General features: G+C 34.0%; 21 protein-coding genes. 11 read left to right on the top strand and 10 right to left on the bottom strand.

Translation table 11 applies throughout. The features are described from left to right. Positions 1-65: 65 nt before the first annotated feature. Positions 66-536, bottom strand: a complete 471-nt coding sequence (locus tag HM986_RS01575) for a GAF domain-containing protein (protein ID WP_179333331.1) — start codon at positions 534-536, stop codon at positions 66-68. A 92-nt stretch (positions 537-628) separates the two neighbouring features. On the opposite strand from HM986_RS01575, the gene xrtF reads away from it, so the two are divergent. The 6 genes from xrtF to HM986_RS01545 all read left to right on the top strand — a co-directional run bounded on the left by xrtF (position 629) and on the right by HM986_RS01545 (position 5,350). Beyond that, entirely contained in the window at positions 629-1,180 is a 552-nt protein-coding gene (xrtF, locus tag HM986_RS01570; RefSeq protein ID WP_179333330.1) for an exosortase family protein XrtF, read from the top strand. Continuing rightward, entirely contained in the window at positions 1,173-1,601 is a 429-nt protein-coding gene (locus HM986_RS01565) for an exosortase F system-associated membrane protein (RefSeq protein WP_179333329.1), read from the top strand. The genes xrtF and HM986_RS01565 overlap by 8 nt, the downstream gene beginning before the upstream one ends. A 49-nt stretch (positions 1,602-1,650) precedes the next feature. Next, positions 1,651-2,070 carry an HYC_CC_PP family protein gene (locus HM986_RS01560; RefSeq protein WP_179333328.1) on the top strand — a complete coding sequence of 140 codons (420 nt, stop codon included), beginning with the start codon at positions 1,651-1,653 and terminating at the stop codon, positions 2,068-2,070. A gap of 69 nt (positions 2,071-2,139) precedes the next feature. Continuing rightward, positions 2,140-4,377 (top strand): TonB-dependent receptor, encoded by a 2,238-nt coding sequence (locus HM986_RS01555; protein WP_179333327.1) that lies wholly within the window; start codon positions 2,140-2,142, stop codon positions 4,375-4,377. A gap of 99 nt (positions 4,378-4,476) precedes the next feature. After that, positions 4,477-4,848 (top strand): heavy-metal-associated domain-containing protein, encoded by a 372-nt coding sequence (locus tag HM986_RS01550; RefSeq protein ID WP_179333326.1) that lies wholly within the window; start codon positions 4,477-4,479, stop codon positions 4,846-4,848. A 175-nt stretch (positions 4,849-5,023) separates the two neighbouring features. Continuing rightward, entirely contained in the window at positions 5,024-5,350 is a 327-nt protein-coding gene (locus HM986_RS01545) for a DMT family transporter (RefSeq protein ID WP_179333325.1), read from the top strand. Between the two features lie 197 nt (positions 5,351-5,547). Here the strand turns inward: HM986_RS01545 and HM986_RS01540 are convergent, their stop codons facing one another. The 9 genes from HM986_RS01540 to miaB form a co-directional block, all read right to left on the bottom strand. Then, complete coding sequence (locus HM986_RS01540) at positions 5,548-6,381, bottom strand: phosphatase PAP2 family protein (protein ID WP_179333324.1); 834 nt, start codon at positions 6,379-6,381, stop codon at positions 5,548-5,550. A gap of 132 nt (positions 6,382-6,513) precedes the next feature. Continuing rightward, positions 6,514-8,142, bottom strand: a complete 1,629-nt coding sequence (groL, locus tag HM986_RS01535) for a chaperonin GroEL (protein WP_179333323.1) — start codon at positions 8,140-8,142, stop codon at positions 6,514-6,516. 96 nt (positions 8,143-8,238) lie between these two features. Next, the gene (locus tag HM986_RS01530) at positions 8,239-8,514 is read right to left on the bottom strand and encodes a co-chaperone GroES (protein ID WP_020896485.1); all 276 of its coding nucleotides are present in this window, start codon (positions 8,512-8,514) and stop codon (positions 8,239-8,241) included. 171 nt (positions 8,515-8,685) lie between these two features. Further along, entirely contained in the window at positions 8,686-9,018 is a 333-nt protein-coding gene (gene secG, locus HM986_RS01525; protein ID WP_179333322.1) for a preprotein translocase subunit SecG, read from the bottom strand. Between the two features lies 1 nt (position 9,019). Next, positions 9,020-9,973 (bottom strand): hypothetical protein, encoded by a 954-nt coding sequence (locus HM986_RS01520; RefSeq protein ID WP_179333321.1) that lies wholly within the window; start codon positions 9,971-9,973, stop codon positions 9,020-9,022. Between the two features lie 3 nt (positions 9,974-9,976). After that, positions 9,977-10,480, bottom strand: coding sequence for an LptE family protein (locus HM986_RS01515; RefSeq protein ID WP_179333320.1), 504 nt, complete (start codon positions 10,478-10,480; stop codon positions 9,977-9,979). A gap of 105 nt (positions 10,481-10,585) precedes the next feature. Further along, positions 10,586-11,851: a sigma-54 interaction domain-containing protein gene (locus HM986_RS01510; RefSeq protein WP_179333319.1), complete on the bottom strand. Its 1,266-nt coding sequence runs from the start codon at positions 11,849-11,851 to the stop codon at positions 10,586-10,588. Between the two features lie 2 nt (positions 11,852-11,853). Continuing rightward, positions 11,854-12,786 carry a hypothetical protein gene (locus tag HM986_RS01505; protein ID WP_179333318.1) on the bottom strand — a complete coding sequence of 311 codons (933 nt, stop codon included), beginning with the start codon at positions 12,784-12,786 and terminating at the stop codon, positions 11,854-11,856. 17 nt (positions 12,787-12,803) lie between these two features. Continuing rightward, a complete protein-coding gene (gene miaB, locus HM986_RS01500; RefSeq protein WP_179333317.1) occupies positions 12,804-14,249 on the bottom strand; it encodes a tRNA (N6-isopentenyl adenosine(37)-C2)-methylthiotransferase MiaB in 1,446 nt (481 codons plus the stop codon). 180 nt (positions 14,250-14,429) lie between these two features. Here miaB and HM986_RS01495 point away from each other — a divergent pair, with 180 nt between their 5' ends. The 5 genes from HM986_RS01495 to porK all read left to right on the top strand — a co-directional run bounded on the left by HM986_RS01495 (position 14,430) and on the right by porK (position 21,098). Then, a complete protein-coding gene (locus HM986_RS01495; RefSeq protein WP_179333316.1) occupies positions 14,430-15,227 on the top strand; it encodes a hypothetical protein in 798 nt (265 codons plus the stop codon). 46 nt (positions 15,228-15,273) lie between these two features. Then, a complete protein-coding gene (locus tag HM986_RS01490; protein ID WP_179333315.1) occupies positions 15,274-15,708 on the top strand; it encodes a hypothetical protein in 435 nt (144 codons plus the stop codon). A 161-nt stretch (positions 15,709-15,869) separates the two neighbouring features. Continuing rightward, positions 15,870-18,413: a type I DNA topoisomerase gene (topA, locus tag HM986_RS01485; protein WP_179333314.1), complete on the top strand. Its 2,544-nt coding sequence runs from the start codon at positions 15,870-15,872 to the stop codon at positions 18,411-18,413. A gap of 6 nt (positions 18,414-18,419) precedes the next feature. Next, a complete protein-coding gene (locus HM986_RS01480; protein WP_179333313.1) occupies positions 18,420-19,586 on the top strand; it encodes a formimidoylglutamase in 1,167 nt (388 codons plus the stop codon). Positions 19,587-19,751: 165 nt separating this feature from the next. Further along, a complete protein-coding gene (porK, locus tag HM986_RS01475) occupies positions 19,752-21,098 on the top strand; it encodes a type IX secretion system lipoprotein PorK/GldK (protein WP_449441496.1) in 1,347 nt (448 codons plus the stop codon). Positions 21,099-21,103: the final 5 nt, after the last annotated feature.

The following is a 21,103-nucleotide window of genomic DNA, read 5'->3' as shown; positions in this document are numbered from 1 at the left end:
TTATCAAATTTATTAGCGTCTTTATAAGGTAATGTTTATGCCATGTAATTTTTGTAAATAAGATTTTAATTGGGGTTTTGTTTTATTAAAGTAGAAACTTCTTTACAAACAAACTCTAAAAACCGCTCGTCTGCTTCTGTAAATGGGTCTGGAGTATTAGAGTCAATATCTATTTGACCTACATTTTCGTTATTGATAAAAATAGGAATTACTATTTCGGCCTTAACTGTAATACTGCAAGCAATATAATTATCTTGAGCAGCTACATCTGGAACTACAAAATTTTGATTACTTATCGCAACTTGCCCACAAATACCTTTTCCAAATGGTATTATAATATGATCCGTTGGCTCACCGACATATGGCCCTAACTTTAGCTCGTCTTTATCTCCATTTTTAAAGTAAAAACCAACCCAATTATAATAACTTATATTAGTTTCTAGAGTTTCGCAAATCTTTAGTAGGCGTTGATCAACACTAAGATTGTCTTGTGTGATGATTGATTTTATTTCTGGTTTTAAATCGTGTAAATTCATAGGTGTAAAAAACTTTTTGCAAAAGTATCTAAAATACACTGTTTTGAAATACGGTTTTTATAAATTTAACATCTAACTAACATTAGGAGTTTTTGAAGTCACTTTTAGTAAAATATAAATCTGTAATTCGTTTTATTGTCACTTTTTTGGCAGTATACGCTGTTTTAACTATCGGCTACAATCTGTACTTAAATATTTCTAACGGTTCTAAATTTTACCCGGATTATTTAACCCATCTGGTAGCGGAACAAACGAATACTTTATTAAACGGTTTGGGGTATGAGGCGCGTATTGCAGCGCATCCTAATGAACCTTCAATGAAAATAATTATCAATGGAAAGTATGTGGCGCGAGTTATTGAAGGCTGTAATGCTATAAGTGTTATTGTTTTATTTCTCTCTTTTTTAGTCGCTTTTGCAGGAAAGTTTAAAACGACCATTTTATATGGATTAGCAGGCAGCATTATTATTTACGCTTTCAATTTAATTCGAATCGTAATTTTATCGGTAGGATTATATCATTATCCTTGGAGAAGAGAAATTTTGCATACCGTTATTTTTCCGATGTTAATTTATGGTACTGTATTTATACTTTGGATGGTTTGGGTGAATCGATTTTCTAAAAAAGTTAAGCCAAATGCATAAGTTAATTACCTATAGTTTAGTTGGAGTATTGTTACTGCTCTTAATATTAATTAGAGCTTATGAAGGTGTTTTGTTTTACGATCCTTATTTAACCTTTTTTAAAAATGATTATTTGTATTTGGATAGTCCAAGACGGGAAATAGCAAAGTTAGTTTTATTTACAACATTACGTTTTCTTTTAAATACTGTAATTTCTTTAGGAGTTTTATTTCTTATTTTTAAGGATAAAAGTATAGTTAAATTTTCGGTGTTTATTTTTGCCGTGGCATACGTGTTACTACTATTGCCATTTTTATATTTCGTTATAAACCCTAAGCAAGAAGATTACTATCTCTTTTTTAATATTAGGCGCTTTTTAATTCAGCCAATTGGCCTAATTCTGTTGTTTCCAGCTTTCTATTACTATAAGTTAAATCGTTAATAATCTGCCTAAGGCCTATTATAATTTAATAATTTTGTAGCTTTGCACAGTGAAATTTTCATACACATATAAAACGTTTTCTGTAGCTCTATCGTTGTTAGTGCTGTTTTCTACATTGTCATTAACGATAGAGAAACATTTTTGTGGGGACAAGCTAATCGATGTCGCGATATTTAGTAAAACAGAGAAGTGTTCAGATGATCGCGTTGAAATAGGTGATGACAACATTGATGCTACAGTAATGAGCTGCTGTAAAGATGAGATTGATGTTATTGAAGGCTTATCTGTAACAACGCTTAATTCGTTTGAAGATCTAGATATCATTCATCAACACGTTTTAATAGCATACACTTATTCATATATAAATCTCTTTGAGGGTGTACCAAATTTGGCTAATCCTCATAGCTATTATTTTCCACCAACTTTAGTGAAAGATATTCATCTCTTAGATGAAGTTTATCTCATTTGATTCAGTTATAACCCTTAGTAAAAAGGCAGCACATATGTGTGCTGTGAGTTATATCTGAAATTCAAGCAAATGAAAAAATATTTAGTAGTAAAATTTATATTCTTGTCGCTAATGTTATCTGCACAAGAGCAATTAAAAGGCGTTGTTTTAGAAACAAGCAGCGGAAAAGAAATGCCATTATCTGGCGCAAATGTGTATTGGTTAGATTCTTCGATAGGGGCAATAACGGCTGAAGATGGCACCTTTACATTACCATACAAGTTTTCTTACAACGAATTAGTTATTAGTTATGTAGGTTTTAAAACGGATACAATAATTGTGGATGAAAACAAGTTTGTTAAGCATGTTCTACAGGCTAGTGATGAATTAGATACTGTAGAAATTACATCTCGAAAACAAGCCACACGGAAATCATATTTGCAGGCTTCAAATACTTTTACGGTTACAAGCGGTGAATTATTAAAAGCAGCTTGTTGTAATTTGGCAGAAAGTTTTGAAACTAATCCGTCAATCGACGTTAATTTTGCGGATGCTGTAACAGGTACGCGACAAATTAAAATGTTAGGTTTAACCTCGCCTTACATTTTAATCGCAACAGAAAATATTCCGGCTATTAGAGGAGCTTCTCAAGCTTATGGTCTAAGTTTTATACCTGGGACTTGGGTAGAAAGTATTCAGATCACCAAAGGTACAGGTAGTGTAGTTAATGGTTTTGAAAGTATTGCAGGGCAGATAAATGCAGAATTGGTAAAACCAACCACGGATGATAACTTATTTGTAAATCTCTATGGTGGATCTAATGAGCGCTTAGAACTCAATACGCATTTTAATACTAAGGTATCTGAGAAGTGGAGTACAGGCTTATATTTACATGGCAATACACATCAAAAAAAGCACGATGTTAATGATGATGGTTTTATGGATATGCCCATCTATAATCAAATTAATGTTATGAACCGCTGGCAGTATACTGATCCAGAGAAAGGCTTTGTTACCTTTATTAACTTGAAATACTTAAATGATGAAAAACAAGCTGGTCAAGTAGATTTTAATCCTGAGACAGATAAAGGAACAACTAATTTTTGGGGAAGTGAAATTAACTCTGAACGGTTTGAGGTAACCACCAAATTAGGATATGTAAACCCAGAAATTCCATATCAAAATCTTGGATTTCAAATGGCATTTAGTCATCATAATCAAGACTCTTATTTTGGACAGAATCTTTATGATATTAAACATAATAGTTTTTATTCTAATTTAATTTATAGTTCTATTATTTCAGATTCACGTCACAAGATAAAAACAGGGGTGAGCCTTACTTACGATCATTTTGATGAATTGGTGAATTTAGATACATATGAGCGTACCGAAAACTCTGTTGGAGGATTTTTTGAATACGCTTATGATAATTTAGATAAGCTAACTATGACGGCTGGTGTACGTGTCGATCAGCATAATAGATTAGGCTTTTTCGTCACCCCTCGTTTTCACTTACGATACACACCATGGGAGAAGTCAGCATTGCGATTCTCTGTAGGAAGAGGAAAGCGAAGTGCTAATATTTTTGCGGAAAATCAAAATATGTTTGCGAGTTCGAGGCAGGTTAATATCTTAAATTCAGGCGGTAAAATTTATGGATTGGATCCAGAAATTGCATGGAATTACGGGGTAAGCTATTTACAAGGTTTTAACTTGTTTGATAGAAAAGCGGATGTAACTTTTGATTTTTATAGAACTGATTTTCAAAACCAAGTAGTTGTAGATTGGGAAAATCCTTATGAGGTTAATTTTTATAATCTTGAAGGAGATAGTTATGCTAATAGTTTTCAATTTGAGTTTAATTATAACGTTTTTGAACATTTTGATTTGCGAATGGCTTATAAGTATTACGATATTCAAACCGATTATAAAAATTCAGGACAATTAGAGAAGCCACTAGTCCCAAAGCATCGATTATTTGCAAATGCATCATATGAAACTGAAGTTGAAAATAACAGCCAATGGAAGTTTGATGCGACGTATAATTGGCTAAGTGCACAACGCTTTCCAAGCACAGATTTGAGTCCTTCTCAATTTCAAATGCAAAATAAAACACCAACAGTGGCAACATTAAACTTACAAGTAACTAAAGTGTTCTCACCAAAATTTGAAGTATATTTAGGAGGAGAAAATGTAACGAATGTGAGACAAGATAATCCTGTAATTAGCGCAGACAATCCCTTTGGTTCAAATTTTGATAGTAATTTTGTGTATGGTCCAATTTATGGAAGTCTATATTATGCAGGATTACGATTTAGAATTAATTAGTAAATTATATTGCGAAAATAGTCTCGGAAATTCGAGGCATAAATAGAAACTAAATTTAATACATTCCTGCTTTTGCAGGAGTAAAAAAAACTAATCAAGATGAAAAAGATAATATTAATATTTACATTGTTTGTTACAACATTGGCCTTTGCTCAAGACAAAAACAAAAAAGCAAATATAGAAGTTGATGGTGTTTGTGGTATGTGTAAAGAACGTATAGAAAAAGCTGCTATTAGAACTAAAGGGGTTAAATCTGCGGTATGGAGTGTTGATACACACGAGTTAAAGTTAATCTTCGATGAACGCAAAACAGATTTAACAAAAATTTCTAAAAGTGTAGCCACTGTTGGTCATGACACTAAAGAGATTAAAGCTACGGAAGAGCAATACAATGAAATTCATGACTGTTGTAAGTACCGTAATGAAGAGGTTCGAAAAGACCATGAAAAGGAAAAAGAAGACGGGAAATAAAATAGAAGCCTGAATTTCGATTCAGGCTTTTTTTATTTAGGGGAATCACTAGGCTTTTTTTGATGGCTTAAACGTTATTAAAAAAAACCTTAAGGCATTTATAGCCCTATAATTAATTGTTTTTTAACCGACACATTTAAAGTTTAATTTGAAATCAACTGTAAAAACATAAGCAATGAATTGGATACTATTAATAATAGCAGGATTTTTTGAAGTGGCCTTTGCAGCTTGCTTAGGAAAAGCAAAAGAAGCAACAGGAACTGAATCAACGTATTGGTATATCGGTTTCTTAGTTTGTATAGTAATTAGTATGTTACTTCTCATAAAAGCAACACAAGTATTGCCTATTGGTACTGCGTATGCCGTTTGGACAGGGATTGGTGCGGTAGGTACTGTATTGGTCGGTATTTTTATATTTAAAGAACCAGCAACATTGTGGCGACTTTTTTTTATTACAACATTAATTGCCTCAATTATTGGTCTGAAAGTAGTTTCGCATTAAACGTATAAGTATGAATTCTTACGGATGATATTTTACTAAAAGCCATAAAAAGATTTTTTTTAGAATTAATGACGCTATGTTTTAAGTTTATTTTAAAACTGAATCAATCTCAATAATGAGTAATGTTACAGTTTTCTATCCAAGAATTGTGGCATCTTTATTTTCATAAAAAGGATAATCAAGCACTGTGAAAATTTTTAAAATGTACCTATCATACCAATAGTACCTGCGCCTGCGCTTACGCGCCAACTTATAGTTTTAGGTTTAGAATCAGTATAAAATTTATTTTTATTCATAAAATTGTCAATACCGTCTACAACGACTACACTTAGAGCCATCCCTAATCCAACATCGCTCAGCCAGTGAGCGTTTGCCCATAATCTTGAAATAGGAGCAATAGAGCCTACGGTATAAATCCCTGCTTTAGCCCAAAAATTATCAAATTGCTTGGCTACGGCGTGTGCCATGGTAAAAGATAAAACACTATGACCTGAAGGGAAGGAGTGAAAACCAGCTTCTTTACTAAAGGGCTCAAATTTGTTATAGTTACCACTGTTAGGTCTTGCTCTTCCTACGACGGTTTTAGATATCGATTGAATGACTCCTGTTGTTATCGCTGAAGAAAATATTAATATGCCCGTATGACGTACTTTTTCATTATCGGTGAATAGTCCAAAACCATAAATACCAGTCGATACTAAAAAGAAGTTTTGAGGGCTTCCAAAATAACGACCAAAGTCTTTTAGAACCTTTGGCGCTCCACTTCCTTGTTTTAAAAAGATCCCATTAGCTTCTTGATCACTTAAATACAATAAACCTGTTCCTGCAAAAATACCTCCTGCAGTTAAAAAATCATCGCTTTTCCAGTGTATTGGGCTCGTAAAAGAGTGCCCAACGCTTTTAAGAGTAACCCCGGTGTCATACTTTAGGTTATTCCAAACGTTATTTGCTTTGGTGGATGTGGAGTCTGTTTGCGAAAAAAGGGATATCGATACTAATGATAGTAGATAAAGTGTTATAATGTTTTTCATTTCAATTGCTGTAAAATATAAATATAGTACATAATAAAGCCTCTGACTCTCATCAAAGGCTTTAAATTTATGATATGTATTTTACCACTATTACTCATAGTAGTAAATTCTTTGCATGTAGAGGCTCTCGACCTACATCATGCCTGGCATTCCGCCTCCACCCATTGGCATGGCTGGTGCATCTTCTTTAATATCTACTAAAGCACATTCTGTCGTTAAGATCATACCAGCTACAGAAGCGGCATTTTCTAAAGCAATACGTGTTACTTTCTTAGGATCAATAATTCCTGCTTTAAGCATATCTACATAAGTTTCAGATTTAGCATCATAACCGAAGTCTTTTTTGCCTTCTAAAACTTTATTGATTACTACAGAACCTTCACCACCTGCATTTTCTACGATAGTGCGTAAAGGAGCTTCAATCGCTCTATTCACGATTTGTACACCTGTAGTTTCATCTAAGTTGTCCGTTGTGATTTTTTCTAAAGTTTTCTTAGCTCTCACTAAAGCAACTCCACCTCCAGCAACAATACCTTCTTCTACAGCAGCACGTGTTGCATGTAAAGCATCATCAACTCTGTCTTTCTTTTCTTTCATTTCAACTTCAGAAGCAGCACCTACATAAAGTACAGCAACTCCACCAGCTAACTTAGCTAAGCGTTCCTGTAGTTTTTCTTTATCGTAATCAGAAGTCGTTGTTTCAATCTGTGCCTTAATTTGGTTAACTCTCGCTTTGATGTCAGCAGCTTTTCCACTTCCATTAACAATAGTAGTATTATCTTTATCAATTGTTACAGTTTCAGCTGTACCTAACATCGTAAGATCTGCATTCTCTAAGGAGAATCCTCTTTCTTCAGAAATAACAACTCCACCCGTAAGAATAGCGATATCCTCTAACATTGCTTTACGTCTGTCTCCAAAACCTGGTGCTTTTACAGCAGCAATTTTAAGTCCGCCACGTAATTTGTTAACTACTAAAGTTGCTAATGCTTGTCCATCAACATCTTCTGCAATAATTAATAATGGACGGCCAGATTGTGCAACTGGTTCTAGTATTGGAAGAATCTCTTGCAAGTTAGAAATTTTCTTATCAAATAATAAAATGTATGGATTCTCTAAATCAGCAATCATCTTATCAGCATCTGTAACAAAGTAAGGAGATAAGTAACCTCTATCAAACTGCATACCTTCAACAACGTCAACGTAAGTTTCCATGCCTTTAGCTTCCTCAACAGTAATTACTCCTTCTTTGCCAACTTTTGCGAATGCTTTAGCGATTAAATCACCAATAGTATCATCGTTGTTAGCTGAAATTGCAGCAACTTGCTTAATCTTGTCAGAATCGCTACCTACTTTTTGAGCTTGTTTTTCTAAATCTTTTACAATTGCCTCAACAGCTTTGTCAATACCACGTTTTAAATCCATTGGATTTGCACCAGCAGCAACGTTTTTAAGTCCTTCTTTTACAATTGCTTGAGCCAAAACGGTTGCTGTTGTTGTTCCATCACCAGCTAAATCGTTAGTTTTAGAAGCAACTTCCTTTACCATTTGCGCGCCCATGTTTTCAAGCTCATCTTCAAGCTCAATCTCTTTTGCTACAGAAACACCATCTTTAGTCACCTGTGGTGCACCAAATGATCTTCCGATAATTACATTACGGCCTTTAGGCCCTAACGTTACTTTTACTGCGTTTGCTAAAGCATCAACACCACGTTTTAATCCGTCGCGCGCTTCAATATCAAATTTTATATGTTTTGCCATTTCTATTTTATGTTTTAGCCATAGGCGAATTGCTTTTGGCCGAGTTTTAATTTATTTTTTTTACTAATAGCGAAAGGCTAGTAGCTAGAAGCAATTTTAGATAATCGCCAAGATATCACTCTCACGCATCATTAAATAATCTTTACCTTCAAGTTTAAGCTCAGTACCACCATATTTTCCGTACAGTACAGTGTCACCAACTTTTACCGTTAAAGGCTCGTCTTTTGTTCCATTACCAATGGCTACAACAGTTCCTTTTTGAGGTTTTTCCTTTGCATTATCTGGGATAATAATACCTGAAGCTGTTTTTGTTTCAGCTTCCTTTGGTTCTACAAGAACTCGGTCTGCTAAAGGTTTAATGTTTAAACTCATTTTGTTATATGTTTTTTTAGTTACTTAATTAATTACGCTTTAGCGTATTTCGAAAATTATGCCAATAGCGAAAATCTGACAAAGTTTCAGACCTATCTGCCGAATTTGTGGGTACAAAAAAAGCCAACTTAAAAAGCTGGCTTAATGTATTTGGTATGAATAAGTTTTGAATTATTCGTCAGTTGCAGTACCTGTTGCAGGTGCAGCTGGTGTTACTGGCATCTCAGTAGTTTCATCTGCATCATAAGCTTTAGATTCTGCAGAACCTCCAGAATTAATGGTTAAATTAGACGCTAAGATTAAAATAATTAATCCGGTAGCTAAGAACCATGTACTTTTATCTAAAAAGTCTCCGGTTTTCTTAACACCTCCCATTTGTTGGGTGCCACCACCACCAAAAGATGATGATAACCCTCCGCCTTTAGGGTTTTGTACCATAATTACTACAACAAGTAAAAAAGCTACGATTACGATTAGGACTAAAAATATTGAAAATGCACTCATTTTATATGGTATTATTATCTTTTAATTCTTTCACCAATTTTATTTGGTGTGCAAAGAAACTACTTTTTTCTGGATATTTCAAACTTAAAATTTTGTAAGATTGAATTGCTTTATCATAATTTTTCTGTTCTAGATAAATTCGTGCCAAAGTTTCAGTCATTAAACTATCTGAAACAGGGTTGTCATTGTTAACTAACTTGGGTTTTGGTGAATTGCTAGAGACGGGTTTAATTTTTGGGTTTTCGCTTATAAATTTATCTATAATGGCGAATTTTTTCTGAAGAGGAGACTGACTTTCGTGTTTAGATTGCTCTATTTCAATGTTGTTTTTAATTTCTGTTTCAGCTCCTTTAGATTCTGTTTCAACGTCGTCGCGGATAATAGGTTTAAAACTTGTAATTTTTAACCATTCTGTAAACGAATGGTTTTCGGTTTTATCAAATTCTAGTGGCGTCCCAATTTTCAGCTCTTTTTCTGCTTTAATATTTTTAACGTCAACAGCGATAATAGAATCTTTTACTTCTAACCTGGGCTTTGGCATAGGTTTTACCTCAAATAAACCTGGATCTAAAACACCTTCTGTCGCTTTGATATGTTCTTTTAAAGCATCATCAATAGTAACACTTTTATTGACTGAAATATCATCGACGGCATTAACCTCAATAGATTTTATATATTCTGTGTTTTGTTTAATCTGCTCAGATATTTCATTTTGATTGAAAATATCTGAGGTAATATAATCAAATAATACACTCCGGTCTGTGGTGTGTGCAGCTGCGATTTTTAAAGCATTATTGTACTTATAGCTTTCTTTTTGTTTTAATCCTTTAAGGTATAAAGCTCTTAAGGATTGAAAATAAGGATACGCTTTAATTGCAGAAGAAAGCATTTCGGTTTGAGAGGCTGTAACCGCTTCTGGGTGTTGTAATAAATATGTTAAATCTTGACGCTGCATAGTTTACCAGTCTGCTAAAGAAGCATTAAGAATATCTTGTGTTAAACGTTCTAATATTTCGTCAAAGGCGGTATCCTTTATACTACCTGAAAGTTGTTCGCTAGCTCCATAATCGTAAAAGAATGAAAATGTTCTTTCAAAATCTTTTTCTTCATCCTTTGTGTTAATATAACGTACCCTAACTCCAATAGTTAATCTGTTTTGTGCTGCGGTATTTTCAGCCGTAGCGGTCATAGGGGAAATGCGGTACTCTATAATCTCACCTTCGTAAATAACTTCTCCTCCCGTGTTAACCAATTGAGCACTTGTTTGATTTACGATAAGATCTTGTAGTGCATTTGTAAATAATAGATCCAAACCTGGTTCTACCAAATCTGCATTATTCTGAAAGAAATTAACTTGAAATGTCTCTGGAGTATCTGTAATTCCTGTAAACGAATAATTAACCTTACAGCCATAGCATGTAAGAAAAATAACAGCTATGAAAAAATATTTTAATGAACTCATTTGATACGGATTTGTTTTTTATTGATGCGGTTTTTAGCGTCTTAATTTGTTTTTAGTAAACGACTTACGGAGTAATTATATTTCTTTACCCCTCATAAAATTATCTTAAAGATCAAATTGTTTGATTTTTCTGTAAAGTGTTCGCTCGCTTATACCTAATTCGGCTGCCGCTAATTTGCGTTTTCCGCCATGACGTTCTAAGGATTTTTTAATTAACTCTAGTTCCTTGTCATGTAATGATAATGTTTCCTCTTCTTCAATTTCCTCCGCAAAATGATATTTATCTTCAGTTTCTGAAACAATATCTTCATCGGCATCAGTGTGTTCTGCAAGAGATAAAACCTCTAAGTCTTCTACAGCAGCTTCAAACTCTTCGTCTTTATCGTCACCATAAATTTTCTGAATCAAATGCTCGTTATCTTTTTGAACATCAGAATCACTTCCTTTCTTCATGAGTTCCATGGTAAGCTTTTTAAGATCGTTTAAATCACTCTTCATGTCAAATAAGACTTTGTATAAAATCTCACGCTCACTACTAAAATCACTTTCTGATTTAGAATTTTTAACAATAGCTGGTAAGTTGCTACCTGTATTTGGTAAATAATTTTGAATGGTATTACCGTTTATAGTGCGGTTTTGCTCTAAAACAGAAACTTGTTCAGCTACATTTCGCAATTGCCTAATATTTCCATTCCATCTGTATTTTACTAACAAGTTAATAGCGTCGTCCGTTAGTTTTATTGTTGGCATTTTATATTTTAATGCAAAATCACTAGCGAATTTTCTGAATAATAAATGAATATCTTCCTTACGGTCTCTTAAAGGCGGTAAATTGATTTCTACAGTACTTAATCTATAATATAAATCTTCTCTAAATTTCTCTTTCTTAATGGCGTCAAACATATTAACGTTTGTAGCCGCTACTATTCTTACGTTAGTTTTTTGTACTTTACTAGAACCTACTTTGATGAATTCACCATTTTCTAAGACACGCAATAAACGTACTTGTGTTGTTAATGGTAATTCTCCAACTTCATCTAAAAAAATAGTCCCTTCATCTGCGACTTCAAAATAGCCTGAACGTGTTGATGTGGCACCTGTAAAAGCTCCTTTTTCGTGTCCGAATAGTTCACTATCAATAGTACCTTCTGGGATAGCGCCACAGTTAACCGCAATATATTTACCGTGTTTTCTATGCGATAATTGATGAATTATTTTAGGAATACTTTCTTTACCCACACCACTTTCTCCAGTCACTAAAACTGAAATGTCAGTAGGAGACACTTGAATTGCTTTTTCAATGGAGCGATTAAGTTTAGGATCATTTCCTATAATACCGAAGCGTTGTTTTATGGCTTGAATTGATTCCATAATTAATTTACGTATGAAAATCTTTCGTTGAATTCAAATGACAGTTCAGGTCCAAAATCATAAGCGATATCTCTACTTACTATTCGTCCTGCTGAATTATATTCTAAATCAAAATTGAAAGCAGTGCCATCGAAAGAGGCGCCATTCCAATTGTTTGTAGACAAGAATTGTGCAATCTGACCTCCAATTTCGTCTGAATAATCATCTTTTAAGAAGGTTAAAATATAGTTGTCTTCGTAAATAACTTGCAATGGATTTGTTTGGTCATCAAACTGATAAGTGGTATTGCTTTGTGTTTCACCTGTTGTTGTACTGCTAGTAATATTACCTGCTGCATCATAAGCAACTGTTTCGGACTGAATAGAAAAATCACCATCAAAGGATTCCTTCTTAATAACACGGTCAGAACCATCTACGGTAAATTGCGTAGAAATAGTAGAACCAACTTCTGTTCTTGTAATAATGTTTCCGTCGTAAGTGAAATTGTAGTTATAATCGTCTTCGTCATCTCCGTAATACTCATAAGTGATATTAGATACTACGCCATTTGTATAGGTTATTACAGTTTCGTTGGTAGTTACCCCTGATGAATTCACAGATTTATCGTTAATAATTTGTCCAGAGTTATTACGTGTAATGATTAGATTTTCGGTTTCAAACGGACTGCCTTCAGCAGATAATACATTAGTGCCAGATATAATTTTATCATTAGCAATGTTAAAATCAGAATTGGTGATTGTTTCAATTGGAATACCAAAAAACACTAAATTAATCTGCGTGTCTAGCTCGTAAGTAGACATCGTCAAGTCTGCACTCTCACTGCCACTGCCACCTCCCTGACTACCACCTCCTTGAGTGAAAGCCGGATCTAATGGTTCTACATCACAAGAGGTTATAAGAGTTAACGTGAATAATGCTAAGGCTAATTTCTTCATTTGTTTTTTAATTTTTGTTAGTTATTTTTAGAATAGTCAATAGCTTTTCCAATAAGCGTTGCACTTGTGCAATCTGTTATAAGTACATTAACTAAATCCCCCACTTTATAATGTTCTTTTGGAAAAACTGCAACCGTATTGTCTGAAGTTCTTCCAGACCATTGTAAATCCGATTTTTTAGAAGCTTTCTCAATTAAAATCTCTACGGTTTTATTGAGATGCGCTCGGGTATTAATTTCGCTATATTTTCGTTCCAATAGAATAATTTCCTTTAAACGACGCTTTTTAATAGTTTCGGGTACATCATCTTCCATTTTACGACCAGCTAAAGTTCCAGGACGTTCAGAATAGGTAAACATATAACCAAAATTATATTTTACATATTCCATTAAAGATAACGTGTCTTGGTGATCTTCTTCTGTTTCAGTTGGAAAACCTGCAATTAAATCGACACTTATAGAACATTCTGGGATGATACGTTTTATATTATCAATAATCTTAAAGTACTCTTCTCGAGTATGCAAACGATTCATTTCTTTTAAAATACGATCGCTTCCACTTTGTACTGGCAAGTGAATGTGATTACATATGTTATCATATTTAGCCATGGTTTCAATAACATCCATGGTAAAATCTTGCGGATTAGATGTAGAAAATCGAATGCGCATTTTTGGTTGTGCCTTTGCGCATAATTCTAAAAGATTTGCAAAATTAACAGCTGTTGCTTTTTGAAAATCAGAAGCATTGTCAAAATCCTTCTTTAAACCTCCTCCATACCATAGGTAACTATCGACGTTTTGTCCTAAAAGTGTAATTTCCTTAAAGCCTTTAGCCCATAAGTCATTTACTTCTTCTATAATACTTTGAGGGTCTCTACTTCGTTCTCTTCCTCTTGTAAAGGGAACAACACAGAAGGTACACATGTTATCACAGCCACGTGTAATAGAAACAAAAGCTGTAATTCCGTTACTGTTTAATCTTACTGGTGAAACATCTCCGTAAGTTTCTTCTTTAGAGAGTATAACATTTATAGCATCTCTGCCTTCGTCTACTTCGGCTAATAAATTAGGTAAATCTTTATAAGCATCCGGACCGACAACTAAATCGACAATCTTTTCTTCCTCTAAAAATTTAGTTTTTAGTCGTTCTGCCATGCAACCTAAAACGCCAACTTTCATTTTTGGATTTATACGCTTTACGGCATTATACTCTTGTAGTCGTTTTCTAACCGTTTGTTCGGCTTTATCTCTAATTGAACATGTATTTACCAAAACAAGATCTGCTTCTTCAAGGATTTGAGTGGTGTTAAAACCTTGCTCAGACAGAATAGAGGCTACAATTTCACTATCGCTAAAATTCATAGCACAGCCATAACTCTCAATAAATAATTTGCGTTGGTTACCTTCTTTCTTGTCTATGATTAAGGTTTCTCCTTGTTTGTTTTCGTCTATAATTTTTTCCATCAGCTGTAGTGAATACTTCAAATCTCAATAAGTATGCAAAGGTAATATTATTTTATAGATTGTGACAAAGTGGCAGTTATAATGTTTAATTTTAATTTAAAAGCTGTTTTAGAGTAGTGTTTTTCTTGACTATCTAATAAAAATAGATTTCTTTTGGCGAGCTAAATTATATGACTAAAAATGAACCGTACAGAAATTAAAAGCAAAATTCAAAATGCGAATGCACTAGATTTTGGAATTATCTTTAATCAATCCATAGAATTATTTAAAAAAGTTTGGGTACAAGGATTGGTAATGTTATTACTAAATATTGTTTTGGCAATACCAGTAATAATGATTGTTTATATACCTCTGTTGTTTGTTGGTTTTGCTAATGCTTTAACTGTTAGTGATAGTTATGATTCATATGGGTTCTATGGTAACTCAGGAATGGGGATTGCTTTTGGGTTGGTGTTTTTCATCGTTTATATTTTTCTCATTGTAGCTATGAGTGCAATTGGACTTGGTTTAAAAGCTGCCTTTTATAGAATATGTAAATTCAAAGATTTAAAGCAATCAGGGAAAGAAGACTATTTCTATTTCTTCAAAAAACCGTATTTAGGTAAAACGATTAAGTTGGGGGTTGCATTTACGGGGATTGCGCTTTTAGCAACGCTATTGTGTTTTCTTCCTATAATATACGCAGTTGTTCCTTTGTCTTTTATTGTTGTTGTTTATGCTTTTAATCCTGATTTATCGGTTTCTGAAATTATTGGATTAGGTTTTGATCTTGGTAATAAAAAATGGTTAATTTCATTTGGGTTAATGTTTGTAGCCGGTTTTTTAGCCATGATAGTAGGATTCTTAATGTGTGGACTTGGGGTGTATGTTACTTCTTCATTTGGTTATTTGCCGTCGTATTTTATATATAAAGATGTTGTTGGCTTTGATGAAGAGGATGATCAAATGCGACGAATTGAACAATTGTCTACATTTTAACGCAACCCTTTAATCCGTTTTACATCTATACAATAAACATACTCTTATGAAACTTAGAAAAGTTATAATGTTTTCGTTGACCTCAATGTTATTGATGAATTTTCAATGCAATGAAGATGATGTAGTGCTATTACCATGTGGATTAGAAGTCGTAAGCAATAATGAAGCCTATGAAACAGCAGAGTCTGATAATTTTGGTGTGTTAAACGTTGATTTGAGTGGTGATTGTTTAACAGTTGATGTGACCACTAGTGGTTGTGATAGTAACGATTGGGTGTTAACATTAATAGATTCAGGAAATATTGCCGAATCCATGCCGCCTCAGCGTTATTTAAAATTGACACTTTTTAATAATCAAGTTTGCTTAGTAGTGCTTGAGAAAGCTGAGACTTTTGATTTGTCTTCATTACGAGTCGATGGAACCAATGAGGTTTTGTTAGATATTGAAGGTTTGCCAGAATCCGTTTTGTATACCTATTAATTAAGATTTAAAAATTTTTATAAATCGAAGAAGCCTTATAATTTGTAGGGCTTCTTCTGTTTTTTATTACACTTGCATTACGACAAAATGTATGGTATTTACGACCAAATTAGGATTGTAACTTAATTTTCATATACATTTGTAAACGCAAAAATTTAAGAATGTCAAAGAATCTCGTTATTGTTGAGTCACCTGCAAAGGCTAAAACTATTGAAAAATTTTTAGGAAAAGATTTTAAAGTGGAGTCCAGTTTTGGGCACATTGCAGATCTACCATCTAAAGAATTAGGAGTTGATGTAGAAGGAGACTTTATGCCTAAATATCAGGTTTCTAAAGATAAGAAAGATGTCGTTAAGAAACTAAAAGACTTAGCAAAGAAAGCAGATATTGTTTGGTTAGCAAGTGATGAGGATCGCGAGGGAGAAGCAATTGCTTGGCATTTAGCAGAGACTTTAAAATTAGATAAAGAGAAAACAAAACGTATTGTATTCCACGAGATTACAAAGACGGCTATACAAAAAGCGATAGAGAATCCTAGAAGTATAGATTATAATTTAGTGGATGCACAACAAGCAAGACGTGTTTTAGACCGAATTGTAGGTTATGAACTATCACCCGTATTATGGAGAAAAGTTAAAGGTGGTTTATCTGCAGGTAGAGTACAATCGGTTTCGGTTCGTTTAATTGTAGAACGCGAGCGCGATGTGCAAGCTTTCAAATCAATGGCTTCTTATAGAATAGATGCTGAATTTACTAATGAAGACGGAAATTCGTTTAAAGCAAAATTGCCTAAGAATTTTGATTCTGAAAAGGAAGCATTAAAATTTTTAAATGATAATTTGGGTGCTACATATGAAGTTTCAGACTTACAAAAGAAACCTGCAAAGAAGTCACCAGCCGCGCCATTTACAACATCTACACTTCAACAAGAAGCATCTCGTAAATTAGGTTTTTCTGTTAGCAGAACCATGACAAACGCACAACGTTTGTATGAAGCCGGTTTTATAACTTATATGAGAACAGATAGTGTAAACTTATCTGATGAAGCTAAAAAAGGAGCAGAGAACGAAATTACTTCAGCTTACGGTGCTAAGTTTAGTAATCCAAAAAATTATAAAGGGAAATCTAAAGGAGCGCAAGAGGCTCACGAAGCTATACGACCTACTGATTTTTCAAATCACACTGTTAATGCAGAACGCGACCAAGCAAGATTATATGATTTAATTTGGAAACGTGCGATTGCCTCTCAAATGAGTGATGCTAAATTAGAACGTACCAATCTTAAAATTCAGATTAATTCTAAGAATAAAATTAGCGAACAGTTTACAGCAAATGGAGAAATCATCACATTTGAAGGGTTTTTAAAAGTATATTTAGAAGGGACTGATGATGAAGATGCAGAACAAGAGGGTATTTTACCAGACTTAAAAGTTGGTGAGCCTTTAAAAAACAAATACATCACAGCAACCGAACGGTTTACAAGGCCGCCAGCAAGATTTACGGAAGCGTCTTTAGTAAAGCAATTAGAGGAATTAGGAATTGGTCGTCCGTCAACTTATGCTCCAACAATTTCTACAATTCAAAATAGAAACTACGTAGAAAAAGGAACGAATGAAGGTGATGAAAGAAGCTATAAGCAATTAGTATTCGAAAATCAGACAATAAAAGATAACATGCTTTCAGAGCAAACGGGCTCTAATAAAGGGAAATTGGTGCCTACAGATATTGGTATTATTGTTACTGATTTTTTAGTTAACCATTTTGAAAGTATTCTAGATTATAACTTTACGGCAAGAGTAGAAGATCGTTTTGATGATATTGCTGAAGGTAAGGAAGATTGGCGTGCAATGATGAAGGATTTCTACAAAGGCTTTCATCCACAAGTTGAAGATGTACAAGAAAATGCAGAACGTGAATCTGGAGAACGTGAACTAGGCATTGATCCCAAAACAGGTCGAACAGTTTTAGTACGACTTGGTAAATTTGGACCATTAGTACAGTTAGGTAAACCTGACGATGAAGAAGAACCTCAGTATGCAAGTTTATCACCAGATCAACAATTAGGTTCTATAACTTTTGAAGAAGCTATGGACTTGTTTAAACTTCCAAAAGCATTGGGTCATTATAAAGACGAGGAGGTTGAGGTTAATAACGGACGCTTTGGACCATATGTTAAATTTGGGAAAAAATATGTGTCGTTACCCAAAGGCGTTGATCCATTGAGTGTAGAGATGGATGAAGCATTAATATACATTAAGGAGAAAGAAAAAGCAGATGCTCCTATATATATGTATAAGGATATAGAAGTTACAAAAGGTAAAGGCCGTTTTGGACCATTTATAAAATGGAACAATATGTTTATCAATGTGAATAAAAAATACGATTGGGATAATTTATCTGAAGAAGATATTATTACTTTGATTGAAGAAAAAATTCAAAAAGAAATTGATAAGGTTATTCATAACTGGGAAGATGAAGGAGTAAGAGTAGAGAAAGCTAGATGGGGAAGGCACAACATTATAAAAGGCAAGCAAAAAGTAGAGCTTGCCAAAACGGTGGATGTAACAAAAATGACCTTAGAGAAAGCGCAAGAGATTTTGGATAAAAATGCTCCAAAAAAGAAGGCTACAAAAAAGAAGGCCCCTAAGAAAACGGCGGCGAAGAAAACAGTAACAAAGAAGAAAGCTACAACAAAAAAGAAATAATTGGATATGAATTTTAGTTTCCTTACGCCTATATCAGATGCGGTTTTAGCTCATAATGAACTAACAGCGCAGCAGGCGCTAGGAAAAAAAATAAAGGTGCATTCACGTCAAAACGGTATTCCAGATTTGGAAAACGTTCAAATGGCAATCATTGGTGTTCAAGAAAATAGAAATGACGTCAATTTTATTGGTGCGCATGTTAATTTTGATTCTATACGCAAAACACTTTATACATTATTTCCTGGGAACTGGCATACCACATTAGCTGATCTTGGTGATATTGAACCTGGTGAAACGGTTGAAGATACGTATTATGCTATACGTACGGCGATATCTGTTCTGGTAGAAAAAAACATCATTCCTATTATCTTAGGAGGAAGTCAAGATTTAACTTATGCTAATTATCGTGCCTACGATTCACTGATGCCTATGGTGAATGTGGTAAGCGTAGATAGTAATTTCGATTTAGGTGATGCAAATCTTCCAATTAAGAATAATAGCTACGTCGGTAAAGTCATTGTGGAAGAGCCTTATAACCTATTTAATTATTCTACTATTGGCTATCAAACATATTTTAACAGCCAAGAAGAAATAGATCTTATAGAAAAGTTGTACTTTGAGGCCTACCGTTTGGGTGAGATTTCTGGTGACATCAGTAGGGTAGAGCCTTTGATGCGTGATGCTCATATTGTATCAATTGATTTAAAATCGGTTAGAGCTTCTGAAGTGAGTGAAAATCAGAAGTATTCTCCGAATGGTTTTTCAGGAAAAGAAATTTGCGCTATCAGTAGATACGCAGGTATAAGTAATAAAGTGTCATCATTTGGAATTTATGAATATCAGGGATCCAAAAATGACAGTTCAACGTCAATGCTAATCGCACAAATGATATGGTACTTTATTGAAGGTGTAAACTGTAGAATGAAGGATGACGATTTTAATAATGAAAAGACTAGTCAAAAATATAATGTTTTAGTAGAGGATGATGAATTAATTTTCTACAAAAGCTTAAAAACAGGGCGCTGGTGGATAGAAATTCCATTTTTACCAAATGTTAATAATAAATTAAAAAAGCATACGTTATTACCATGCATGCATTCCGATTATATACACGCTACTCAAGGTGAAATACCAGAGCGTTGGTATAAGGCTTACCGGAAGAATAGCTTTTAAAATGTACGCTTTATCGGATTTTAACACTTTTTTAATCGACGAAATACTTATTTTAAGGGTAAAGTGCAAAAAAAAGATAAAAAAAGTTGTTTATTCGGAAATATATAAATATGTTTACGACCTCAAAAATAATAAGGACTAATTTAACCTAGAGTTACTATGAATATTAAGAAGTTTATTTTACTAACCACAGTACTAGTTATGGTAGCCAGCTGTAATTCTGGAGATCGAGGACAATTGGTTGGTGTACAAGGTAAGAAATGGCATCCAGAAAAGCCCTATGGTATGACATTGGTGCCAGGAGGTGCTTTTATTATGGGTAAATCAGATGATGATTTAGCTGGAGTACAAGACGCGCCAACAAGAACAGCTACAGTTCGTGCATTCTATATGGATGAAACTGAGATTACAAATAGTGAGTACCGTCAGTTTGTAGAATGGGTAAGAGATTCAACTCTAAGATTAAAATTAGCTGAAATGGCTGATTTAGAAGGTAAGACACCTGGTAGTGGAGATATTGGTGAGTTTGCATATTTAGATGCAAACCCAGAAGATCTTAACGCTTACGAGAGCTACATGGTTAATACCTATGGGAACGAACAGAGAAAAATTAATCGCGACGCAAAGTTACATTTCAACACAGATGATTATCCAGATGAGTTGTATGCAGAAGTGATGGATGGTATGTATTTACCATTAGAAGAATCATATAACGGTCAACGTACTTGGGATGTAAAGCAATTTAAGTTCCAATATACTTATATGGATATTCAAAAAGCAGCAAAGGATAGAGGTTTAAAGCGTTCTGAAGTAATTATTCAACAAGAAGTTGAGATTTATCCAGACACAACAGCTTGGATTAGAGATTTCGCTTATTCATACAACGAGCCAATGCACAACGATTATTTCTGGCATGATGCTTATGGGGATTACCCTGTTGTGGGTGTGTCTTGGAAACAAGCACAAGCGTTTTGTCAGTGGAGAACCTTATATCATAACAGTGATAGAAAGAAAAGAGGATTGAAACCAGTAAACTCTTACAGATTACCATCTGAAGCAGAATGGGAGTATGCAGCACGTGGCGGCTTGCAAGGAGCAACATATCCGTGGGGTGGACCATATACAAAAAACGACAGAGGTTGTTTTATGGCTAACTTTAAACCATTAAGAGGTGATTATGCAGCAGATCAGGCTTTATATACTGTAGAAGCAGATGCTTATGACCCTAATGATTTTAATTTATACAACATGGCTGGTAACGTATCAGAATGGGTAAATGGTTCTTATGATCCTGCATCTTATGAATTTGCGTCATCAATTAATCCAAATGTAAATGATCCTAACAATGCACGTAAAGTTGTTAGAGGTGGTTCTTGGAAAGATGTTGCTTACTTCTTACAAGTAAGTTCTAGAGACTATGAATATGCAGATTCAGCAAGAAGTTATATCGGATTTAGAACAGTTCAAGATTACATGGGGACTGAAGTGACTAAAAACGCTGCAACAAATTAATTCAA

Source organism: Winogradskyella costae, from assembly GCF_013403865.1.
GTDB classification, from domain to species: domain Bacteria; phylum Bacteroidota; class Bacteroidia; order Flavobacteriales; family Flavobacteriaceae; genus Winogradskyella; species Winogradskyella costae.
Note: the sequence above shows the minus strand (reverse complement) of the source record. Positions and strands in the feature narration are given on the sequence as shown.